The organism is Streptomyces sp. NPDC057280, assembly GCF_042668605.1.
Lineage (GTDB): Bacteria > Actinomycetota > Actinomycetes > Streptomycetales > Streptomycetaceae > Streptomyces.
The window spans coordinates 621,561-636,118 of sequence record NZ_JBHUYR010000004.1 but is presented as its reverse complement, the minus strand read 5'-3'; the positions used below and the strand labels follow the sequence as shown (position 1 = coordinate 636,118).

Here is a 14,558-nt window from a genome sequence, read left to right as displayed (position 1 = left end):
GCTAACGCCGCACCCTCGGCATCCCCAGACCGATCCACGAGATGATCTCCCGCTGGATCTCGTTGTTGCCGCCGCCGAAGGTGAAGATGACCGCGGAGCGGTAGCCGCGCTCCAGTTCGCCGTGGAGGACCGTGCCCGCGGAGCCTTCCTTCAGGGCGCCCGCCGCGGCGACCACTTCCATGAGCCAGGCGTAGGCCTCGCGGCGGGCCTCGGAGCCGTAGACCTTGACGGCGGAGGCGTCCTGGGGGGTGAGCGTGCCGTTCTGGACGGCGTTGACCATCTGCCAGTTGAGCAGCTTCATCGCGTCGAGCTTCACATGGGTCTGGGCGAGACGGCGGCGCACCCAGGGCAGGTCGACGACGCGGCGGCCGTCGGCGAGCTTGGTCTCCATGGCCCAGCGCTGGACGTCGTGCAGGGCGCGGATCGCCATGGTGCCGTGGGCGGCGAGGGTGACGCGCTCGTGGTTGAGCTGGTTGGTGATCAGCCGCCAGCCCTGGTTCTCCTCGCCGACCCGGCGCGAGACGGGGACGCGGATGTCCTCGTAGTAGCTGGCGGTGGTGTCATGGCCGGCGAGGGTGTTGATGACGGTGCAGGAGTAGCCGGGCTCGGTGGTCGGGACCAGGAGCATGGTGATGCCCTTGTGCGGCGGCGCGGCCGGGTCGGTGCGGGTCGCGAGCCACACCCAGTCCGCCGTGTCGCCGTTGGTGGTCCAGATCTTCTGGCCGTTGACGACGTACTCGTCTCCGTCTCGCACCGCGCGCGTCTTCAAGGACGCCAGGTCCGTACCGGCGTCGGGCTCGCTGTAGCCGATCGCGAAGTCGATCTCGCCGGAGAGGATCTTCGGGAGGAAGTAGGCCTTCTGCTCGTCGGTGCCGTACCGCATGATCGTCGGGCCGACCGTGTTCAGGGCCATCAGCGGCAGCGGGACGCCGGCCTGGGCGGCCTCGTCGAAGAAGATGAACTGTTCCATCGCGGTGAGTCCGCGGCCGCCGTACTCCTTGGGCCAGCCCACGCCCAGCCAGCGGTCGGCGCCCAGCTTCCGGATGATCTCGCGGTAGAAGCGCTTCTGCTCACGCCGGTCGCCGTGCCGGGCGTTCGCGTCGTCCGGCACCAACGCGGCGAAGTACGCGCGCAGTTCGGTGCGCAGCCGCTGCTGCTCGGGTGTGTATGCGAGATGCACGGCGCCTCCAGGCTCCCCGGGACCGGTCCTGACGGCGCACACGGTAGAACGTGTTCCAGAAATAGGGAATGGCAAGGCCGCACCGAGGCATACGAAAGGGCCCCCGCGATGCGAGGGCCCGTTCGGTGGTGAACTGCTCAGTGGGCGACGGGAGCCGGCCGGGTGTCCGCGCCCGCCGACCGCTCGGCCGGCTTCGGTGCGAGCTGCCGCTCCGCCAGCAGCCCGAAGACCAGCCCGAAGGCGGTCCACAGGGTCACCTGCACGGCGAGCGCGGCGAGCCGGTACTGCCACAACAGGGCGGCCGGGAAGTGCTCCGGCACCTCGTTGAACGACGGCAGGAACGCGTACGCCAGCCCGACGACGAGGACGAAGAACGCGCCCGCGGCGAGGGTGGCGTTCCAGTTGCCCAGCCGGGGTGCGAGCCGCTTGCCCAGGATGACCGTGCCCACCGTCAGCAGCACGCTGAGGACGATCATCAGGAAGAACAGCGCGGTCCGCTGGTCGAGCGTGTCGGGGTCACCGACGGCCGGCGGGTTGGCGGGGTACTTGAGGAACGGCACGACGTACACCGCGACCAGCCCGGCGACCGCCAGGAGCAGCGCGCTCGCGCGCGGCCCGAAGCGGCCGATCCGGCCGAGCGCGAAGCAGTACGCCAGCGCCGCGATGCCCCCGAAGGCGACCCCGTAGACGAGGACGCCGGTGGACAGGCCCGCGGTGGACTGGAGCGTACGGCTGAACAGTTCCTCGCCGCCGTGCTCGTGCGCGTGGGCCTCCTCGAAGGCGATGGCCTGGTCGACGCGCGGCTCCCCGAGGAAGTACGCGACGACGAGCGCGGCCAGTCCCGCGACGAGGCCCGCGAGCATGCCGCGGACCAGGAGGTTTCTGACAGTTGCGGAGTTCATGCGCGGATACGCTTCCTCGCCGCTGTCAGTGGCACGGGAAGCCGAGCAGGTGGCGGGCGTCATGCACCCACTCGTGGACCCCCTCGCCGGACAGCAGGGAGGTGGCGCCCTGTTCGGCGCCGACGAAGTAGAGCAGGACCAGCATCAGGACGCCGAAGAAGACCGCCCAGGGGGCGATGGCGCCGATCGGCAGCTTGGCGGGTACGGCGGTGGAACTGGTTGTCGGCTGAGCGACGGTCTGCGCCATGGCAGGACCTCCTGGGGGAACTCGCGTCCCGTCTCGGTGGTGCACAGGACGACGGGGCGGGTCTGACTCACCCGGCCCGCACCCTTTGAGGCGCGTGCCCGGCATACAGTGGCGCGACCGTGCCGGAATCCCACCGGCTTCCACCGAACCGTCGTCGATATCGACGAGAAGGTACCGCGTGGGAGGGATGGGGCCAAGAGCGCATGGTCCGGCCACAAGCGCCCCTGGAGCGCTGTGCGCATGTCAAATAGGCGGTACAGAAAGGGTGTTGAGCGGGGGAATGGGCGGATGACGAGCCGAGTGATGTTGATCTCACCCGCGATCAGCGAGGCCCTGCGGGAGGCCCGCTTCGATGACGGCTGGCCGTTGGACGCCTCCGGCCTGCGCGGCGCGAAGGCCGCCGCGGGCACGCTCCCGACGGCACACCGGGTCTGTTCCTCCCCCACCGTGCGCTGCCGTGAGACGGCCGGCGCGCTCGGTCTCGACGCCCTGGACGCACCGGAGTTGGCCGCCCTCGACACAGGGCGCTGGCGCGGGTCGACGCTGGCCGAGGTGGGTGCCGCGGAGCCGGAGGCGCTGACGCGCTGGCTGTCCGACCCCGAAGCGACGCCGCACGGCGGGGAGTCGGTGGCCGCGCTGTGCGCACGGGTCGGGGCATGGCTGGACGCACTGGCCGCGGAGACGGGGTGGACGATCGCCGTGGCCGAACCCGAGATCGTCCGCGCGGCGCTCGTCCACGCGCTGGGGGTGCCGGGGCCGGCCTTCTGGCGCACGGACGTACCACCGCTCACCGCCGTCGAACTCAGCGGGCGAGCGGGGCGCTGGAACGTCCGGATGGGGCGGCCCCTCTGAAGCTCCTTCTGAAGTCCTTCTGAGCCGCTTCAGAAGCCCTTCTGAGGCCCTTCAGAAGCCCCTCGGAAACTCCTCTGAAGCTTCTTCTGAGGCACTCCGAGGGAAACGCCCGCCTCAGTTCAGCGTGGCCATGAAGTCCGTGCATGCCTGGGCGCACTCCCGGCAGGCCTTCGCCGCGTCCTCCGCTCCCGGCTCGCCGTCGAAGGCGTGGGCGGATTCCAGGCAGACCGTCCGGCACCACTCCAGCTGGACGCGGATACCGCCCTCGTCCAGCCGGTTCTGCTCGGACAGCACCCGGCACGTGGCGTCGCACACCTCCGCGCACATGATGCCCTTGCGTCGTACGAGTTCCTGTTGCTCGGTCCCGTCCGGATCCACGAGGCTGGCACGCACCGCGCATGCCCGGGCGCACTCGGTGCACGCCTGCGCACACGCGAAGCGGTCCTCCAGGAACCGGATGAGCTCCTGTTGGGGTGTCATCGCTGTCACACCGCGCGGGTAGCCGCCGCATTTCGCGTCAAACCCCTGTGCCGCAGGTTTCCGCCGGTCACGGCCGTCGGGTTCGCAGGGGCCGCCGGTCACGGTGTCGGGTTCACACCGGACGGCGGGGGTACTCGCGGGATCATGACTAGCGCATGGATGGAGATGGCCGCGGGTCGCGGCGCCCTGGGCGTCGGGCTGATCGTGGCGGGTCTGGTCGTCGTCGCCCTGCTGCTGGGCGCCTTCTGGATGGGCGCGCGCGTCCGTCGCCGGGAGCTCCCGCCGCCGCGCCCCGAGGAGCAGCCGCGGCTGCCGGAGGGCGGGCCCGTCCGCGAGGTGGCGGAGAACAGGGAGCCCGACGAGGTGCCGAGAAGCGACCACCGCCTCACCCCGCACGAGATGCCCGCCTTCGGCAACAGCAGCACCCGGACCGGGCCCGAGAAGTCCCGCCGCCGGTGGACCGACGGCAAGAGCGGATCGTTCGGCGGCGGGTGACCGGGCGGTCGTCGATCCGCGGCCCGCGGGCCCGTACAGAGCGGCACCGGGGCCGGTGCTCGGCCCGCGGGCCCGTACAGCACGGCGCCGGGGTCGGTGCTCGGCCCGCGGGCCCGTGCAGAGCACAGCACCGAGGGAAGTGAGTTCCATGGCCGACGGCGGTCGCGGCGCCCTGCCGCTGCCCGACTACGACCACCTGCCCATCGGCGGTCTGGAGAGCCGCGTGCGGTCACTGGCCCCGGAGGAGGTGGAGACGCTGCTCTCCTACGAGCGCACCCACGCCGACCGGCTCCCGGTGACCGAGGTGCTGACCGCGCGCCTGGAGCAGCTTGACGCCGGCGCCGAGCCGACGTCCGGCGACCCCCAGGCGCTGCGCCCCGAGGCGCGCGCGGGACGCCACGGCTCCCCCGTGTCACCGACGACGTCGCCGGAACCGCACAGCCCGCCCCCGCACGGCACCCCCGACCAGCGGGGCAGGCCGAAGGGCGACCGCGCCTAGGACCGGCCCGCCGGACCGGTCAGCCCGCGCTCAGGGGCAGCGCCTCGTACACGTGCCGGTCCCACAGCCGCCGTGAGGCGTCCTCCGGGTACGCCGTCACCGTCGGTTCGGTGTCGAGGAGCCGGGTGAGCCGGTTCTCGGGGTCGTACGCGGGCCAGCCGGGGTCGCCCGTGCTCGCGAAGGCGGTCCACGCGGACCGCATGTACGCGGAGAGCTGTTCGGTCTCGGGCGTGGGCTCGGGGCCGATCAGCATGCTGCCCAGTCCGCCGCCCCGCGAGCCGAAGACCAGGGGGACGTCCAGGCCGTGGCAGGCCCCGAGCGTGCCGTCGTGGACCGGGGCGGACCAGGTGAGTTCGTAGAGGTGAGCCCGGCCGCCGCCGATCGTCTGCGCGTCCGCCAGATGCAGGGAGGGCATGCGGAACAGCCAGTCGGACTGGACCAGTTCGAGGAGCTGCTCCGCCGAGGCGTCGGGGAACGCGGTGCGATAGGCCTGTCCGGCGTCGGCCGCCGGTCCGAACGCGGCCAGCGCGGCGGACGCCAGCTGGTCGTCGACCTTGCCGAGCAGCCCGCCCAGCATCAGGAACAGCCGGTACTCGTCACGGTTGTGGCCGACGATCAGCTCCACGTCCCGGCCCGCGCCCTCTGCCAGAGCGGTCCACGGCACGACCGGCAGGACGTCTCCGTCCACGACCGGTGAGTACGGGGTGGCGGTGAGAGCGACCTTGCCCCACCGGGGCAGGAACGCGCGCATGCGGCCGGCCAGCGCGGCCCCCGCCTCGGGCAGCTTGCGCGGGTCCACGCCCGCCAGGTCGGCGACCGTCGGGCGCAGTCCGAGCTCCCCGGCGAGGGCCTCGCCGATGTCCCGGGCCAGCGCGTCCGAGAAGTACGTGCCCGGCACGCTCTGGGCGATGGCCCGGCGGAACAGACCGCGTGCCTTCGGCATGGCCAGCAGCGCGGCGACGGACCCGGCGCCGGCGGACTCACCGAAGACGGTGATCTGGTCGGGGTCCCCGCCGAAGGCGGCGATGTTGTCGCGCACCCACTCCAGCGCGGCGACCTGGTCGAGCAGCCCGCGGTTCGCGGGCGCCCCCTCGATGTGCAGGAAACCCTCGATCCCGACCCGGTAGTTGAGGGTGACGACGACCAGGTTCCCGTCCTTGGCGAGCCGGCCGCCGTCGTAGGTGGGGTCGTCGGAGGCGCCCAGCTTGTAGGCACCGCCGTAGATCCACACCATCACCGGACGGCGGGCCGCCGGGTCCGCCTCGGGCGTCCAGACGTTCACGGTGAGCCAGTCGTCGCCGGTCGGCAGGGACCAGGGCGCGACGGCGGGGAGGCCGGGGACGAACGGCTCCTGCGGGGGCGGCGGTCCGAAGGCGGTCGCCTCCCGCACTCCCTCCCACGCCGGCGCCGGCCGGGGCGCCGCGAACCGCGCCTCCCCCACCGGGGGCTGCGCGTAGGGGATGCCACGGAAGACCTCGAGACCGGCCTCGCGGCGACCGCGGACCACCCCGGCCGACGTGCCGGCCTCGGGAGACTCGCTCCTGCTCATCGACGACTCCTTGACGGATCTGTGGGTGCGCCGAGTGTCACACCGGGGGCGGCACTTGGCCAGCCCCCGGTGAATCACAGTTCACCAGGCGAACACACGCCTTCCGTCGCCGGGTTTCACGGGTAGCTCACCAGATTGGCCACGTTCGTCGAGGAGTTGGACGGGCCGCCGCGGTCGTTGATGACGTGCCGGATCGTCCCGGTACCGCCGAGCGAGACGGTCACCATGTTCTGGAAGCGCACGTTCGGGGTGTTGGGGACCTCGAAGGCGTGCTCGGCGGTGACGCTCGGGTTCACGTTGAAGTAGCAGTAGCTGCCGAGCCCGTAGGCCTGGTGGCTGGTGACCGAGTTCGCGACCTTGTAGGCCGCGTAGCCCTGCGTGGAGCCGTTCATCCAGGACGCCTGGTTGGGCGGGTCGTAGGGCATCTCGTTCTGGTAGAAGTACGTCCGGCCGCCGTTGCCGTTCCAGATCGTCTGGTGCTTCTGGTAGTGCTCGACGAACAGGCCGTACATGGTCACGTCGTCGCCGTTGACGACCAGTCCGGTGTCGGCGGTGTTGGTGGTCCAGCCCACTCCGGAGCCGTGGTCGGCGCGCCAGATCCACATGTGGTCGCCGATCACGTCGTCGCTGTTGACCACGAGGCTGGTGGTGGCCTTGCCCACGCCGGCGCCGCCGATGCGGAAGTAGACGTCGTGCAGCGAGGTGGGGTCGGCCGCGTGGTCGGCGGCGGCGCCCGACGGGCCGATCTCCACCAGGGTCTGGGAGTTGGTGGTGCCGGCGTCGAAGAGGAGGCCCGCGAGCTTGACGCCGTCGACGTCGGCGACGGTCATGGCGGTGACGCCGTTGTCGGGCACGAACGTGGCGAGCCCGAGGCCGAGCACGACGGTGTCCGGGCGGGTCACCCGCAGGGTCTGGTCGAGGTGGTAGACGCCGGGGGTGACCAGGAGGTTCTTCCCTCCGGCAAGCGCCGAGTTGATCTGTGCGGCGGTCGCGCCCGGCTTGACGACGTAGAACTGGTCGATGCCGAGCGAGGTGCCCGGGGCGCTGCCGCTCGCCCAGGTGGTGGCCGAGGAGTTGGTCCGCACGGCGGGCACGAACACCTTGTAGGCGCCCGCGGCGTCGACGTACAGGAAGGGCTTCTCGCGGACGGTCGGGGTCTGGTTCACCGTGGTGTAGGGCGGGTTGGGGAAGCTGTTGCCCGGGACGCCCTGGCTGCCGACGAAGACCATGTTCCAGTTGGAGCCGGTCCAGCTGCCCAGCTGGGAGTTGCGGGTGAGCCACTGCTGCTGGGTGCCGGAGCGGACCTGGCCGTCGATCTTGCTGTCGGCCATGAAGCCGCCGCTGGACCAACCACCGTCGCTGAGTTCGAGGTTGCCGCGGACATGCATGCGCCGGTAGCCGGAGGCCTGCGAGACCGCCCAGCGGTCCGTGCCGCCCGTCGGGTTGACGGACAGGTTCTCGGCGCCGCGCCAGAAGTTCTGGGTGGCGTTCTGCGGCGGGAACCAGTCGGCCTCGACATGCACGGCGCCGTTGATCGTGACCGAGTCAGGTGACTGCCCGAGCCCCAACACCTGGGTGTAGAAGCCGACGTTGACGTCGTTGCTGTAGGTGCCGGGCTTGAACATCACGGCGTAGCGCTGGGAACCGAACTGGTTGGTCTCCTGCTGCTGGAAGATCTGGTTCAGGCGGCTCTGGATCGTGGACGAGGGCATCGAGGGGTCGAAGACGACCACGTTCGGACCGAGGTCGACGTCGCCGGGCGCGGTGCTCACGGGCGTGACCTGGAAGCGCTGGGCCGCCGTGCCGTTGCAGGTGTACTGCACGAGCTGGACGCTGTCGGCCGTGGAGGCGGCCGGGACGTCGAGGCACTTGCCGCTGTTGCGGTTGACGAAGTGGTAGGCGCCGCCGCCCTCGTCGACGGGCAGCCACTGCTGGTTGGCGCCGCCGCCGTAGGTCCACAGGTGCACGGCCGCGTTGTCGGCGGTGGACACGTCGCTGACGTCGGCGACCTGCTGGGGGTCGTTGCGGTTGTTGATCCGGACGTAGCCGTCGCTGGTCGCGGTGAAGCTCCACTGCTGGGCGGTGGTGTTGTTGCAGGTGTACTGCTGTACGGCGGTGCCGTTGACGGTGGCCGCCGAGCGGGCGTCGAGGCACTTGCCGCTGCCGGCGTTGACGACCGTGGCCCAGCCGGTGGGCAGGGCGGCGGCTGCGGCCTCGGCGGGCTGGAGGCCGGTGAGGATCGAGGCGGCGAGGGCTGCGGCCACGCAGACCGCGGCCCGGCGGCCGGTGATTCGGGGGCTTGGCATGTTCATCTCCTGTGGGCTTAGTTCAATCCGTGAGTTAAGAAGTGAGAGATGGACATGTCAAGAGATTGGTACGGACCAGCCGTCGGGGGTGGTGGCCCACCACCTGGTGACCTTCTCCGCCGTACGTTCGATACTGCATGCATCAGGTATCCCGTTCACGCTCGGCCTGGAGGTACCCATGCGGATGCTCATCAACGTCCCCGAGACCGTCGTCGCGGACGCGCTGCGCGGACTGGCGGCAGCCCATCCCGAACTCACCGTCGACGTGGAGAACCGGGTGATCGTACGGCGGGACGCCCCCGTGGCCGGAAAGGTGGGCCTGATCTCCGGCGGCGGTTCCGGGCACGAGCCGCTGCACGGCGGGTTCGTGGGCCCCGGCATGCTCTCGGCGGCCTGTCCCGGCGAGGTGTTCACCTCCCCCGTGCCCGACCAGATGGTCCGGGCGGCGGCGGCCGTGGACAGCGGCGCGGGCGTGCTGTTCATCGTGAAGAACTACACGGGTGACGTGCTCAACTTCGACATGGCCGCCGAACTCGCCGAGGACGAGGGCATCCAGGTGGCGAAGGTCCTCGTCAACGACGACGTGGCCGTCACCGACAGTCTCTACACCGCCGGCCGGCGCGGCACCGGCGCCACTCTCTTCGTCGAGAAGATCGCCGGAGCCGCCGCCGAGGAGGGGCAGCCCCTGGAGCGCGTGGAGTCGATCGCACGGCAGGTCAACGAGAACTCCCGCAGCTTCGGCGTCGCGCTCAGCGCCTGCACCACGTACGCCAAGGGCAGCCCCACCTTCGACCTGCCCGACGGCGAACTGGAACTGGGCATCGGCATCCACGGCGAACCGGGCCGGGAGCGGCGGGCGATGATGACCTCGCGCGAGATCGCCGACTTCGCGGTCAACGCCATCCTCGACGACATCAGCCCGCGCAACCCGGTACTGCTGCTGGTCAACGGCATGGGCGCGACGCCCCTCCTGGAGCTGTACGGGTTCAATGCCGAGGTCCAGCGGGTGCTGACCGAGCGCGGTGTGGCCGTCGCCCGCACACTCGTGGGCAACTACGTCACCTCCCTGGACATGGCGGGCGCCTCGGTGACCCTGTGCCAGATCGACGAGGAGACGCTGCGGCTGTGGGACGCGCCGGTGAAGACCGCGGGGTTGCGCTGGGGCATCTGAGCCGCACCGTCAACCGACCTACCACGCAAGGAGATCCAGTGCTCGACGCCGACTTCTTCCGCCGTTGGATGACGGCGACCGCCGCGTCCGTGGACCGTGAGGCGGAACGGCTCACGGCCCTCGACTCCCCCATCGGGGACGCCGACCACGGCAGCAACCTCCAGCGCGGGTTCCACGCCGTCACGGCCGTACTGGAGAAGGAGGCCCCGGCGGCCCCCGGTGCGGTGCTCGTCCTCGCCGGACGGCAGCTGATCTCCACGGTCGGCGGGGCTTCGGGGCCGCTGTACGGCACGCTGCTGCGGCGCACCGGCAAGGCGCTCGGGGACGATGCGGAGGTGAGTGAGGGGCAGTTCGCCGACGCCTTCCGTGCGGGGGTGGACGCCGTCATGGCCCTGGGCGGGGCCGCGCCCGGCGACAAGACCATGATCGACGCGCTGGTGCCGGCCGTGGACGCGCTCGGCGACGGGTTCGCTGCCGCCCGGGCCGCCGCGGAGGAGGGCGCCCTCGCGACGACACCCCTGCAGGCCCGCAAGGGCCGGGCGAGCTATCTGGGCGAGCGCAGCATCGGGCACCAGGATCCGGGCGCCACCTCGTCGTCACTGCTGGTCGCGGCACTCGCGGAGGCGAACGGTGAGTGACGGCGAGCTCGTCGGGATCGTGCTGGTCTCGCACAGCGCGGAGGTGGCCGCGTCGGTCGCGGCCTTGGCCAAGGGCCTGGCCGGGGGTGGCGTGGACGTTCCCGTCGCTCCTGCGGGCGGCACCGAGGGCGGTGGGTTCGGCACCAGCTCCGAGCTGATCGCCGCGGCCGCCGCCTCGGTGGACCGGGGGGTGGGCGTCGCCGTCCTCACCGACCTGGGCAGTGCCGTGCTGACGGTGAAGGCGCTGCTCGCGGAGGGCGACGAGCTCCCCGACCACACCCGCCTGGTGGACGCCCCGTTCGTGGAGGGCGCGATCGCGGCGGTCGTCACCGCGTCGACGGGCGCCGACCTGGCGGCGGTGGAGGCGGCGGCAGCGGAGGCCTACACGTACCGCAAGGTCTGAGAGAGGGCCGGCCCGCTCTCAGAACATCCCCTCATCCCCTCTAGGAGAGTCCGCGCGCCGCGACGGCGAGGGCCGAGCGCATGGTGTCCGCCAGCTCGGCCTCCGCCCTCGCGGCGTCCCTCTCCTCGCCCTCGACGCGCCAGGCGTAGTGCTCCACCGCCGCGCGCAGGGCCGCGTTGAACATCGCCGCCTGGATCGTGGGCCGCAGGTCGTCCGCGGGCAGCCCGGCCCGCTCGCCGAGGGCGCGGGCGAACACCGGTTCGGCCTCGTCGTACGTCTGGAGCCAGATGGCGCGCAGGCCGGGTTCGGTGCGGGTCAGCCGTACCAGCGCCCCGACCGTCGCCCGCTCCGGACCGGCGACGAAGGCGGGGTCGGCCGCGAGCCGGGCGTCGAAGAGCTGCTCCAGCGGCTGACCCGGGCGCCAGTCCCGCAGACAGTCGGCGATCAGGTCGATGCCGGCCGAGAACAGCGGCCGTACACAGCTCTCCTTGCTCGGGAAGTAGCGCCACACGGTGCGGGCGGAGACGCCGACCGCCTGGCCGATCTGTTCACCGGTGGTGGCCGCGACGCCCTGGCCGACGAACAGGCCCACCGCGGCCCGGGCGATCTCCAGCCGGGTCTCGGCCCGGCGCTCCTCGGTCAGCGGCGGTCGTCCCGTGCGTCCGCGGGCTGCGGTCATGTCGTCCTCCGGCTGGCGGTGATCGTCCCCCGGAATTCTCCACCACGACTTTATGTCACTCAAAGACATTAAGTCGTAGAGTGAGGGCGGCACGGCACACCGGGCACGTCACGCTCGTGCGTCGCCCTCGCAGCGCACAGACAGGGAACCGCCATGGCCACTGGACTCGACGGACGCAGCGTCATCGTCACCGGAGCGGGCTCGGGCATCGGGCGGGCCGCCGCCCTGGCCTTCGCCGCGGAGGGCTCGAAGGTGGTGGTCGCGGATCTCAACGCCGAGACGGCGGAGAAGGTCGTCAGCGAGATCGAGGAGGCGGGCGGCACCGCGGTCGCCGTCACCGGCGACCTGAGCGAGCAGGCCGTCGTCGACCGCGTGACCGCGACCGCCGTGGAACGCTTCGGCGGCGTGGACGTGCTGGTGAACAACGCCGGGATCATGGACCGGATGTCAGCGGCGGCGGACGTGAGCGACGCGGAGTGGGAGCGGGTCATCCGGGTCAACCTCACCGCGCCCTTCCTGCTCACCCGGGCTGTTCTGCCGCACATGCTGAAGGCGGGCAAGGGCGCCGTCGTGAACACCGCGTCCGAGGCCGGACTGCGCGGCAGCGCCGCGGGCGCCGCCTACACGGCCTCGAAGCACGGCGTCGTGGGCCTGACCAGGAACCTGGCCGTGATGTACCGCAACCAGGGCATCCGGACCAACGCCATCGCCCCCGGCGGCACGGCGACGGGGATCGCCGTCGACATCGACGCCGAGGCCCACGGCCCGCAGGCGCTGGGCCCCTACTTCGGCAACGTCGGCCGCGTTTCCGAGCCGGAGGAACAGGCCGCCGCGATCGTGTTCCTCGCCTCGGACGCGGCGAGCAACATCAACGGCGTGGTGCTGGCCGTGGACAACGGCTGGTCGGCGGTCTGACGCACTCCCGCACGAACAGCCGAGCACCGGCCCCGCACGACAACCCGACCACCCGGCCCCGCACAACAACCCCGACCGCCGGGACCCGGCTCCGCACGACAAGCCGAGCACCCGGCCCCGCACGCGAACCCGCGCCGCCTATCGCCCCCGCACGAACAACCGCGCCAGCCGCTCCCCCGTGGCGATCGCGGCCGCATGATCCTCGATGGGTTTGACCTGGGAGTCCTTGAAGACGATGTAGGTCACCCCGGACGGCGTGCCGCCGCCGCGCGGGTCGGGGCGGATGCCCAGGGCCTTGGCGCTGGCGTAGGAGGCCTCCCCGATGATCCCGCGAGGGCCGACGTCGCCGACGACCGCGTACTGCACGCTGTCCTTGTAGATCACCGCAGCGACCGAGCCGCCCCGGATGCCGCTTTCGCGGTAGTTCCAGACGCTGCTCGGCGTGGGCACCACGATGTACGGCAGGCGTTCGGCGCTCAGGTAGCGGCCGTCGGCCTGCTGGAAGGCCGTGGCCGCGGAGAACAGCGGGTCGGTGCGCGTGTTGCAGTACTGGCCGGGCCGGCCGTCGCAGTCGATGTCCATGTCGGCCTTCCAGAACACGGCCTCGTCGGTGCCGCACACCGGGACGGTGGCGGGCAGGCCGTCGTCGGTGGCGTACCGGCCGCGGGAGACGGGGGCGCAGTCACGCACCTTGGCCAGCAGGTCTGCGGCGCGGACATCGCCCTCGTGGCGCACCACCGGCTCCCGGAAGGCGAGGGGCTCGACGGCGGGCGACATGGTCGGGGCGAGCAGGGCGGCGCCTGCCGCGGCCAGCGTCAGCGACTGGACACGCACGATGAAGGACCCTCTCCTGGGGGACATTGACGCACACTCAGCCCAATCTGAGGCCGTATCGCAGACCGGGCCACCCTGAGGGGGCCGGACGGTGCACGACCCCGCGGGCGCGCGCGTCCCGCCCGAACGTCCGACAGGGGCCGGGCGCCTGAGCCTGCGTCGGCTCCGGCTGCCCGGCCGCCCGCGTCCGGCGCGGGGACAGCGACGACAGCGGCCCGCGCCAACGGCATGAACTCCCGAGCCCTCGAAGGGAGTTCGCCGTGAGGTGGTTCAGCATACGTAACCGTCCGCCGTGCTCACCAATGCCGCCCCTCTTGATGCGACCACGTCAGCGCTGCATAGTGAGTGACGCCGCATTGGTCCGGACCATTGCTCGGGAGGCGCACTCGTGCGACGCGTTGCCGTTCTCTGCGGGACGCTCCTGCTGCTGACGGGCTGCGGCTGGGGCGGCACCCAGGCCGACGAGGGCAGGCTCCCCGGCGCCCCGGCGGGCGTCACGGCCGCCGCCGGCAGCGCGACCAGCGTGCATGTGATGTGGAGCGCGGTGGCGGCTGCGGACGGGATCGACGGCTACGAGGTGTATCGCGGCACCATCAAGGTGCGGGACGTGCCGGGATCCGAGCACATGGTGGACGTCTCCAGGCTCAGGCCGTCCACCACCTATGTGTTCACCGTGCGGGCCCGGGACACCGCCGGCCGGCTCGGCCCGCCCAGCCGCGAGGTCCGGGCGACGACCCCGGCGGCCGAGCGGGCGGACGTCTCGGCGCCGACCCGCCCGGGCCGGCTGACGGGGCGGGTGGTCGGCGGCCGGGCGGTGCAGCTGTCGTGGACCGCGGCCTCGGACGACGTGGGTGTGGTGTCGTACGACATCCATCAGGGGGGCACGAAGATCCACAGTGTGGGCGGGAACCAGACGGCGACCGTGGTCACGGGTCTCCGCCCCGGCGTCCGCTACTCCTTCACCGTGCGGGCCCGCGACGCGGCCGACAACGTCTCCCCCGCGAGCGCCGTCGTCCGCCTCACCACCGCCCCCGGCACCGACGACGGGCAGGGCACGGCCCCCACGGACTTCCGCGCCACGAGCCGGCGGGGCGACGACGGGGCGTACTACTTCGACCTCTCCTGGGTGCCGCCGCGCGCGGACGGTGTGGTCACCGAGTACCAGATCCGGCTGGACGGACGCCCGGCCACCTCACTGGTGTACGGCGGGACGGCGCCGAGCGAGCGGGCCACGTACAGCTTCTACGCGGGGCGGGAGGCCGGTGCCGTCCACCGGTTGCGGGTGCGAGCCAGGCTGCCCGACGGCACCTGGGGCGGCTGGTCGGCGGAGCGGCCGATCACCACCGGCGCCACGCCCTGAGAGGACCTCGGCATGGGCCGGACGGGGTAATCCGTCACCTGCCCGGGG

General features: G+C 72.0%; 16 protein-coding genes and 1 riboswitch. Of the genes, 8 read left to right on the top strand and 8 right to left on the bottom strand.

Annotation, left to right across the window (positions count from 1 at the left end; translation table 11 throughout):
- Position 1 precedes the first annotated feature (1 nt).
- The 3 genes from ACFUO4_RS26745 to ACFUO4_RS26735 form a co-directional block, all read right to left on the bottom strand.
- Positions 2 to 1,180 carry an acyl-CoA dehydrogenase family protein gene (locus tag ACFUO4_RS26745; RefSeq protein WP_383489311.1) on the bottom strand — a complete coding sequence of 393 codons (1,179 nt, stop codon included), beginning with the start codon at positions 1,178 to 1,180 and terminating at the stop codon, positions 2 to 4.
- Positions 1,181 to 1,317: 137 nt separating this feature from the next.
- The gene (locus ACFUO4_RS26740; RefSeq protein ID WP_383489308.1) at positions 1,318 to 2,082 is read right to left on the bottom strand and encodes a CbtA family protein; all 765 of its coding nucleotides are present in this window, start codon (positions 2,080 to 2,082) and stop codon (positions 1,318 to 1,320) included.
- A gap of 25 nt (positions 2,083 to 2,107) precedes the next feature.
- The gene (locus ACFUO4_RS26735) at positions 2,108 to 2,329 is read right to left on the bottom strand and encodes a CbtB-domain containing protein (protein ID WP_329332169.1); all 222 of its coding nucleotides are present in this window, start codon (positions 2,327 to 2,329) and stop codon (positions 2,108 to 2,110) included.
- Positions 2,330 to 2,366: 37 nt separating this feature from the next.
- Positions 2,367 to 2,523, bottom strand: a riboswitch (cobalamin riboswitch).
- Positions 2,524 to 2,617: 94 nt separating this feature from the next.
- On the opposite strand from ACFUO4_RS26735, the gene ACFUO4_RS26730 reads away from it, so the two are divergent.
- Positions 2,618 to 3,181, top strand: coding sequence for a histidine phosphatase family protein (locus tag ACFUO4_RS26730; RefSeq protein ID WP_383489304.1), 564 nt, complete (start codon positions 2,618 to 2,620; stop codon positions 3,179 to 3,181).
- Between the two features lie 114 nt (positions 3,182 to 3,295).
- On the opposite strand, the gene ACFUO4_RS26725 is transcribed toward ACFUO4_RS26730, so the two are convergent.
- Positions 3,296 to 3,661: a ferredoxin gene (locus tag ACFUO4_RS26725; protein ID WP_383489301.1), complete on the bottom strand. Its 366-nt coding sequence runs from the start codon at positions 3,659 to 3,661 to the stop codon at positions 3,296 to 3,298.
- Between the two features lie 144 nt (positions 3,662 to 3,805).
- Here ACFUO4_RS26725 and ACFUO4_RS26720 point away from each other — a divergent pair, with 144 nt between their 5' ends.
- Positions 3,806 to 4,156: a DUF6479 family protein gene (locus tag ACFUO4_RS26720; protein ID WP_383489298.1), complete on the top strand. Its 351-nt coding sequence runs from the start codon at positions 3,806 to 3,808 to the stop codon at positions 4,154 to 4,156.
- Positions 4,157 to 4,304: 148 nt separating this feature from the next.
- Positions 4,305 to 4,655: a hypothetical protein gene (locus ACFUO4_RS26715; RefSeq protein ID WP_383489295.1), complete on the top strand. Its 351-nt coding sequence runs from the start codon at positions 4,305 to 4,307 to the stop codon at positions 4,653 to 4,655.
- Positions 4,656 to 4,674: 19 nt separating this feature from the next.
- On the opposite strand, the gene ACFUO4_RS26710 is transcribed toward ACFUO4_RS26715, so the two are convergent.
- Positions 4,675 to 6,204, bottom strand: coding sequence for a carboxylesterase/lipase family protein (locus tag ACFUO4_RS26710; RefSeq protein ID WP_383489292.1), 1,530 nt, complete (start codon positions 6,202 to 6,204; stop codon positions 4,675 to 4,677).
- A gap of 116 nt (positions 6,205 to 6,320) precedes the next feature.
- Complete coding sequence (locus tag ACFUO4_RS26705) at positions 6,321 to 8,510, bottom strand: RICIN domain-containing protein (protein ID WP_383489289.1); 2,190 nt, start codon at positions 8,508 to 8,510, stop codon at positions 6,321 to 6,323.
- A 178-nt stretch (positions 8,511 to 8,688) separates the two neighbouring features.
- On the opposite strand from ACFUO4_RS26705, the gene dhaK reads away from it, so the two are divergent.
- The 3 genes from dhaK to ACFUO4_RS26690 are packed head-to-tail and all read left to right on the top strand — an operon-like array spanning position 8,689 to position 10,722.
- The gene (gene dhaK, locus ACFUO4_RS26700; RefSeq protein WP_383489286.1) at positions 8,689 to 9,681 is read left to right on the top strand and encodes a dihydroxyacetone kinase subunit DhaK; all 993 of its coding nucleotides are present in this window, start codon (positions 8,689 to 8,691) and stop codon (positions 9,679 to 9,681) included.
- Between the two features lie 38 nt (positions 9,682 to 9,719).
- Entirely contained in the window at positions 9,720 to 10,319 is a 600-nt protein-coding gene (gene dhaL, locus ACFUO4_RS26695) for a dihydroxyacetone kinase subunit DhaL (RefSeq protein WP_383489283.1), read from the top strand.
- The gene (locus tag ACFUO4_RS26690; protein WP_126270153.1) at positions 10,312 to 10,722 is read left to right on the top strand and encodes a PTS-dependent dihydroxyacetone kinase phosphotransferase subunit DhaM; all 411 of its coding nucleotides are present in this window, start codon (positions 10,312 to 10,314) and stop codon (positions 10,720 to 10,722) included. Before dhaL ends, ACFUO4_RS26690 begins: the two co-directional genes overlap by 8 nt.
- Before the next feature lie 40 nt (positions 10,723 to 10,762).
- Here ACFUO4_RS26690 and ACFUO4_RS26685 read toward each other — a convergent pair whose 3' ends face one another.
- Positions 10,763 to 11,401 (bottom strand): TetR/AcrR family transcriptional regulator, encoded by a 639-nt coding sequence (locus ACFUO4_RS26685; RefSeq protein ID WP_383489280.1) that lies wholly within the window; start codon positions 11,399 to 11,401, stop codon positions 10,763 to 10,765.
- 153 nt (positions 11,402 to 11,554) lie between these two features.
- Between ACFUO4_RS26685 and ACFUO4_RS26680 the strand changes: the two genes are divergently transcribed.
- Positions 11,555 to 12,316 carry an SDR family NAD(P)-dependent oxidoreductase gene (locus ACFUO4_RS26680; protein WP_383489277.1) on the top strand — a complete coding sequence of 254 codons (762 nt, stop codon included), beginning with the start codon at positions 11,555 to 11,557 and terminating at the stop codon, positions 12,314 to 12,316.
- 138 nt (positions 12,317 to 12,454) lie between these two features.
- On the opposite strand, the gene ACFUO4_RS26675 is transcribed toward ACFUO4_RS26680, so the two are convergent.
- Entirely contained in the window at positions 12,455 to 13,150 is a 696-nt protein-coding gene (locus ACFUO4_RS26675) for a glycoside hydrolase family 75 protein (protein ID WP_383489274.1), read from the bottom strand.
- A gap of 388 nt (positions 13,151 to 13,538) precedes the next feature.
- Between ACFUO4_RS26675 and ACFUO4_RS26670 the strand changes: the two genes are divergently transcribed.
- Entirely contained in the window at positions 13,539 to 14,510 is a 972-nt protein-coding gene (locus tag ACFUO4_RS26670; RefSeq protein WP_383489271.1) for a fibronectin type III domain-containing protein, read from the top strand.
- Positions 14,511 to 14,558 lie beyond the last annotated feature (48 nt).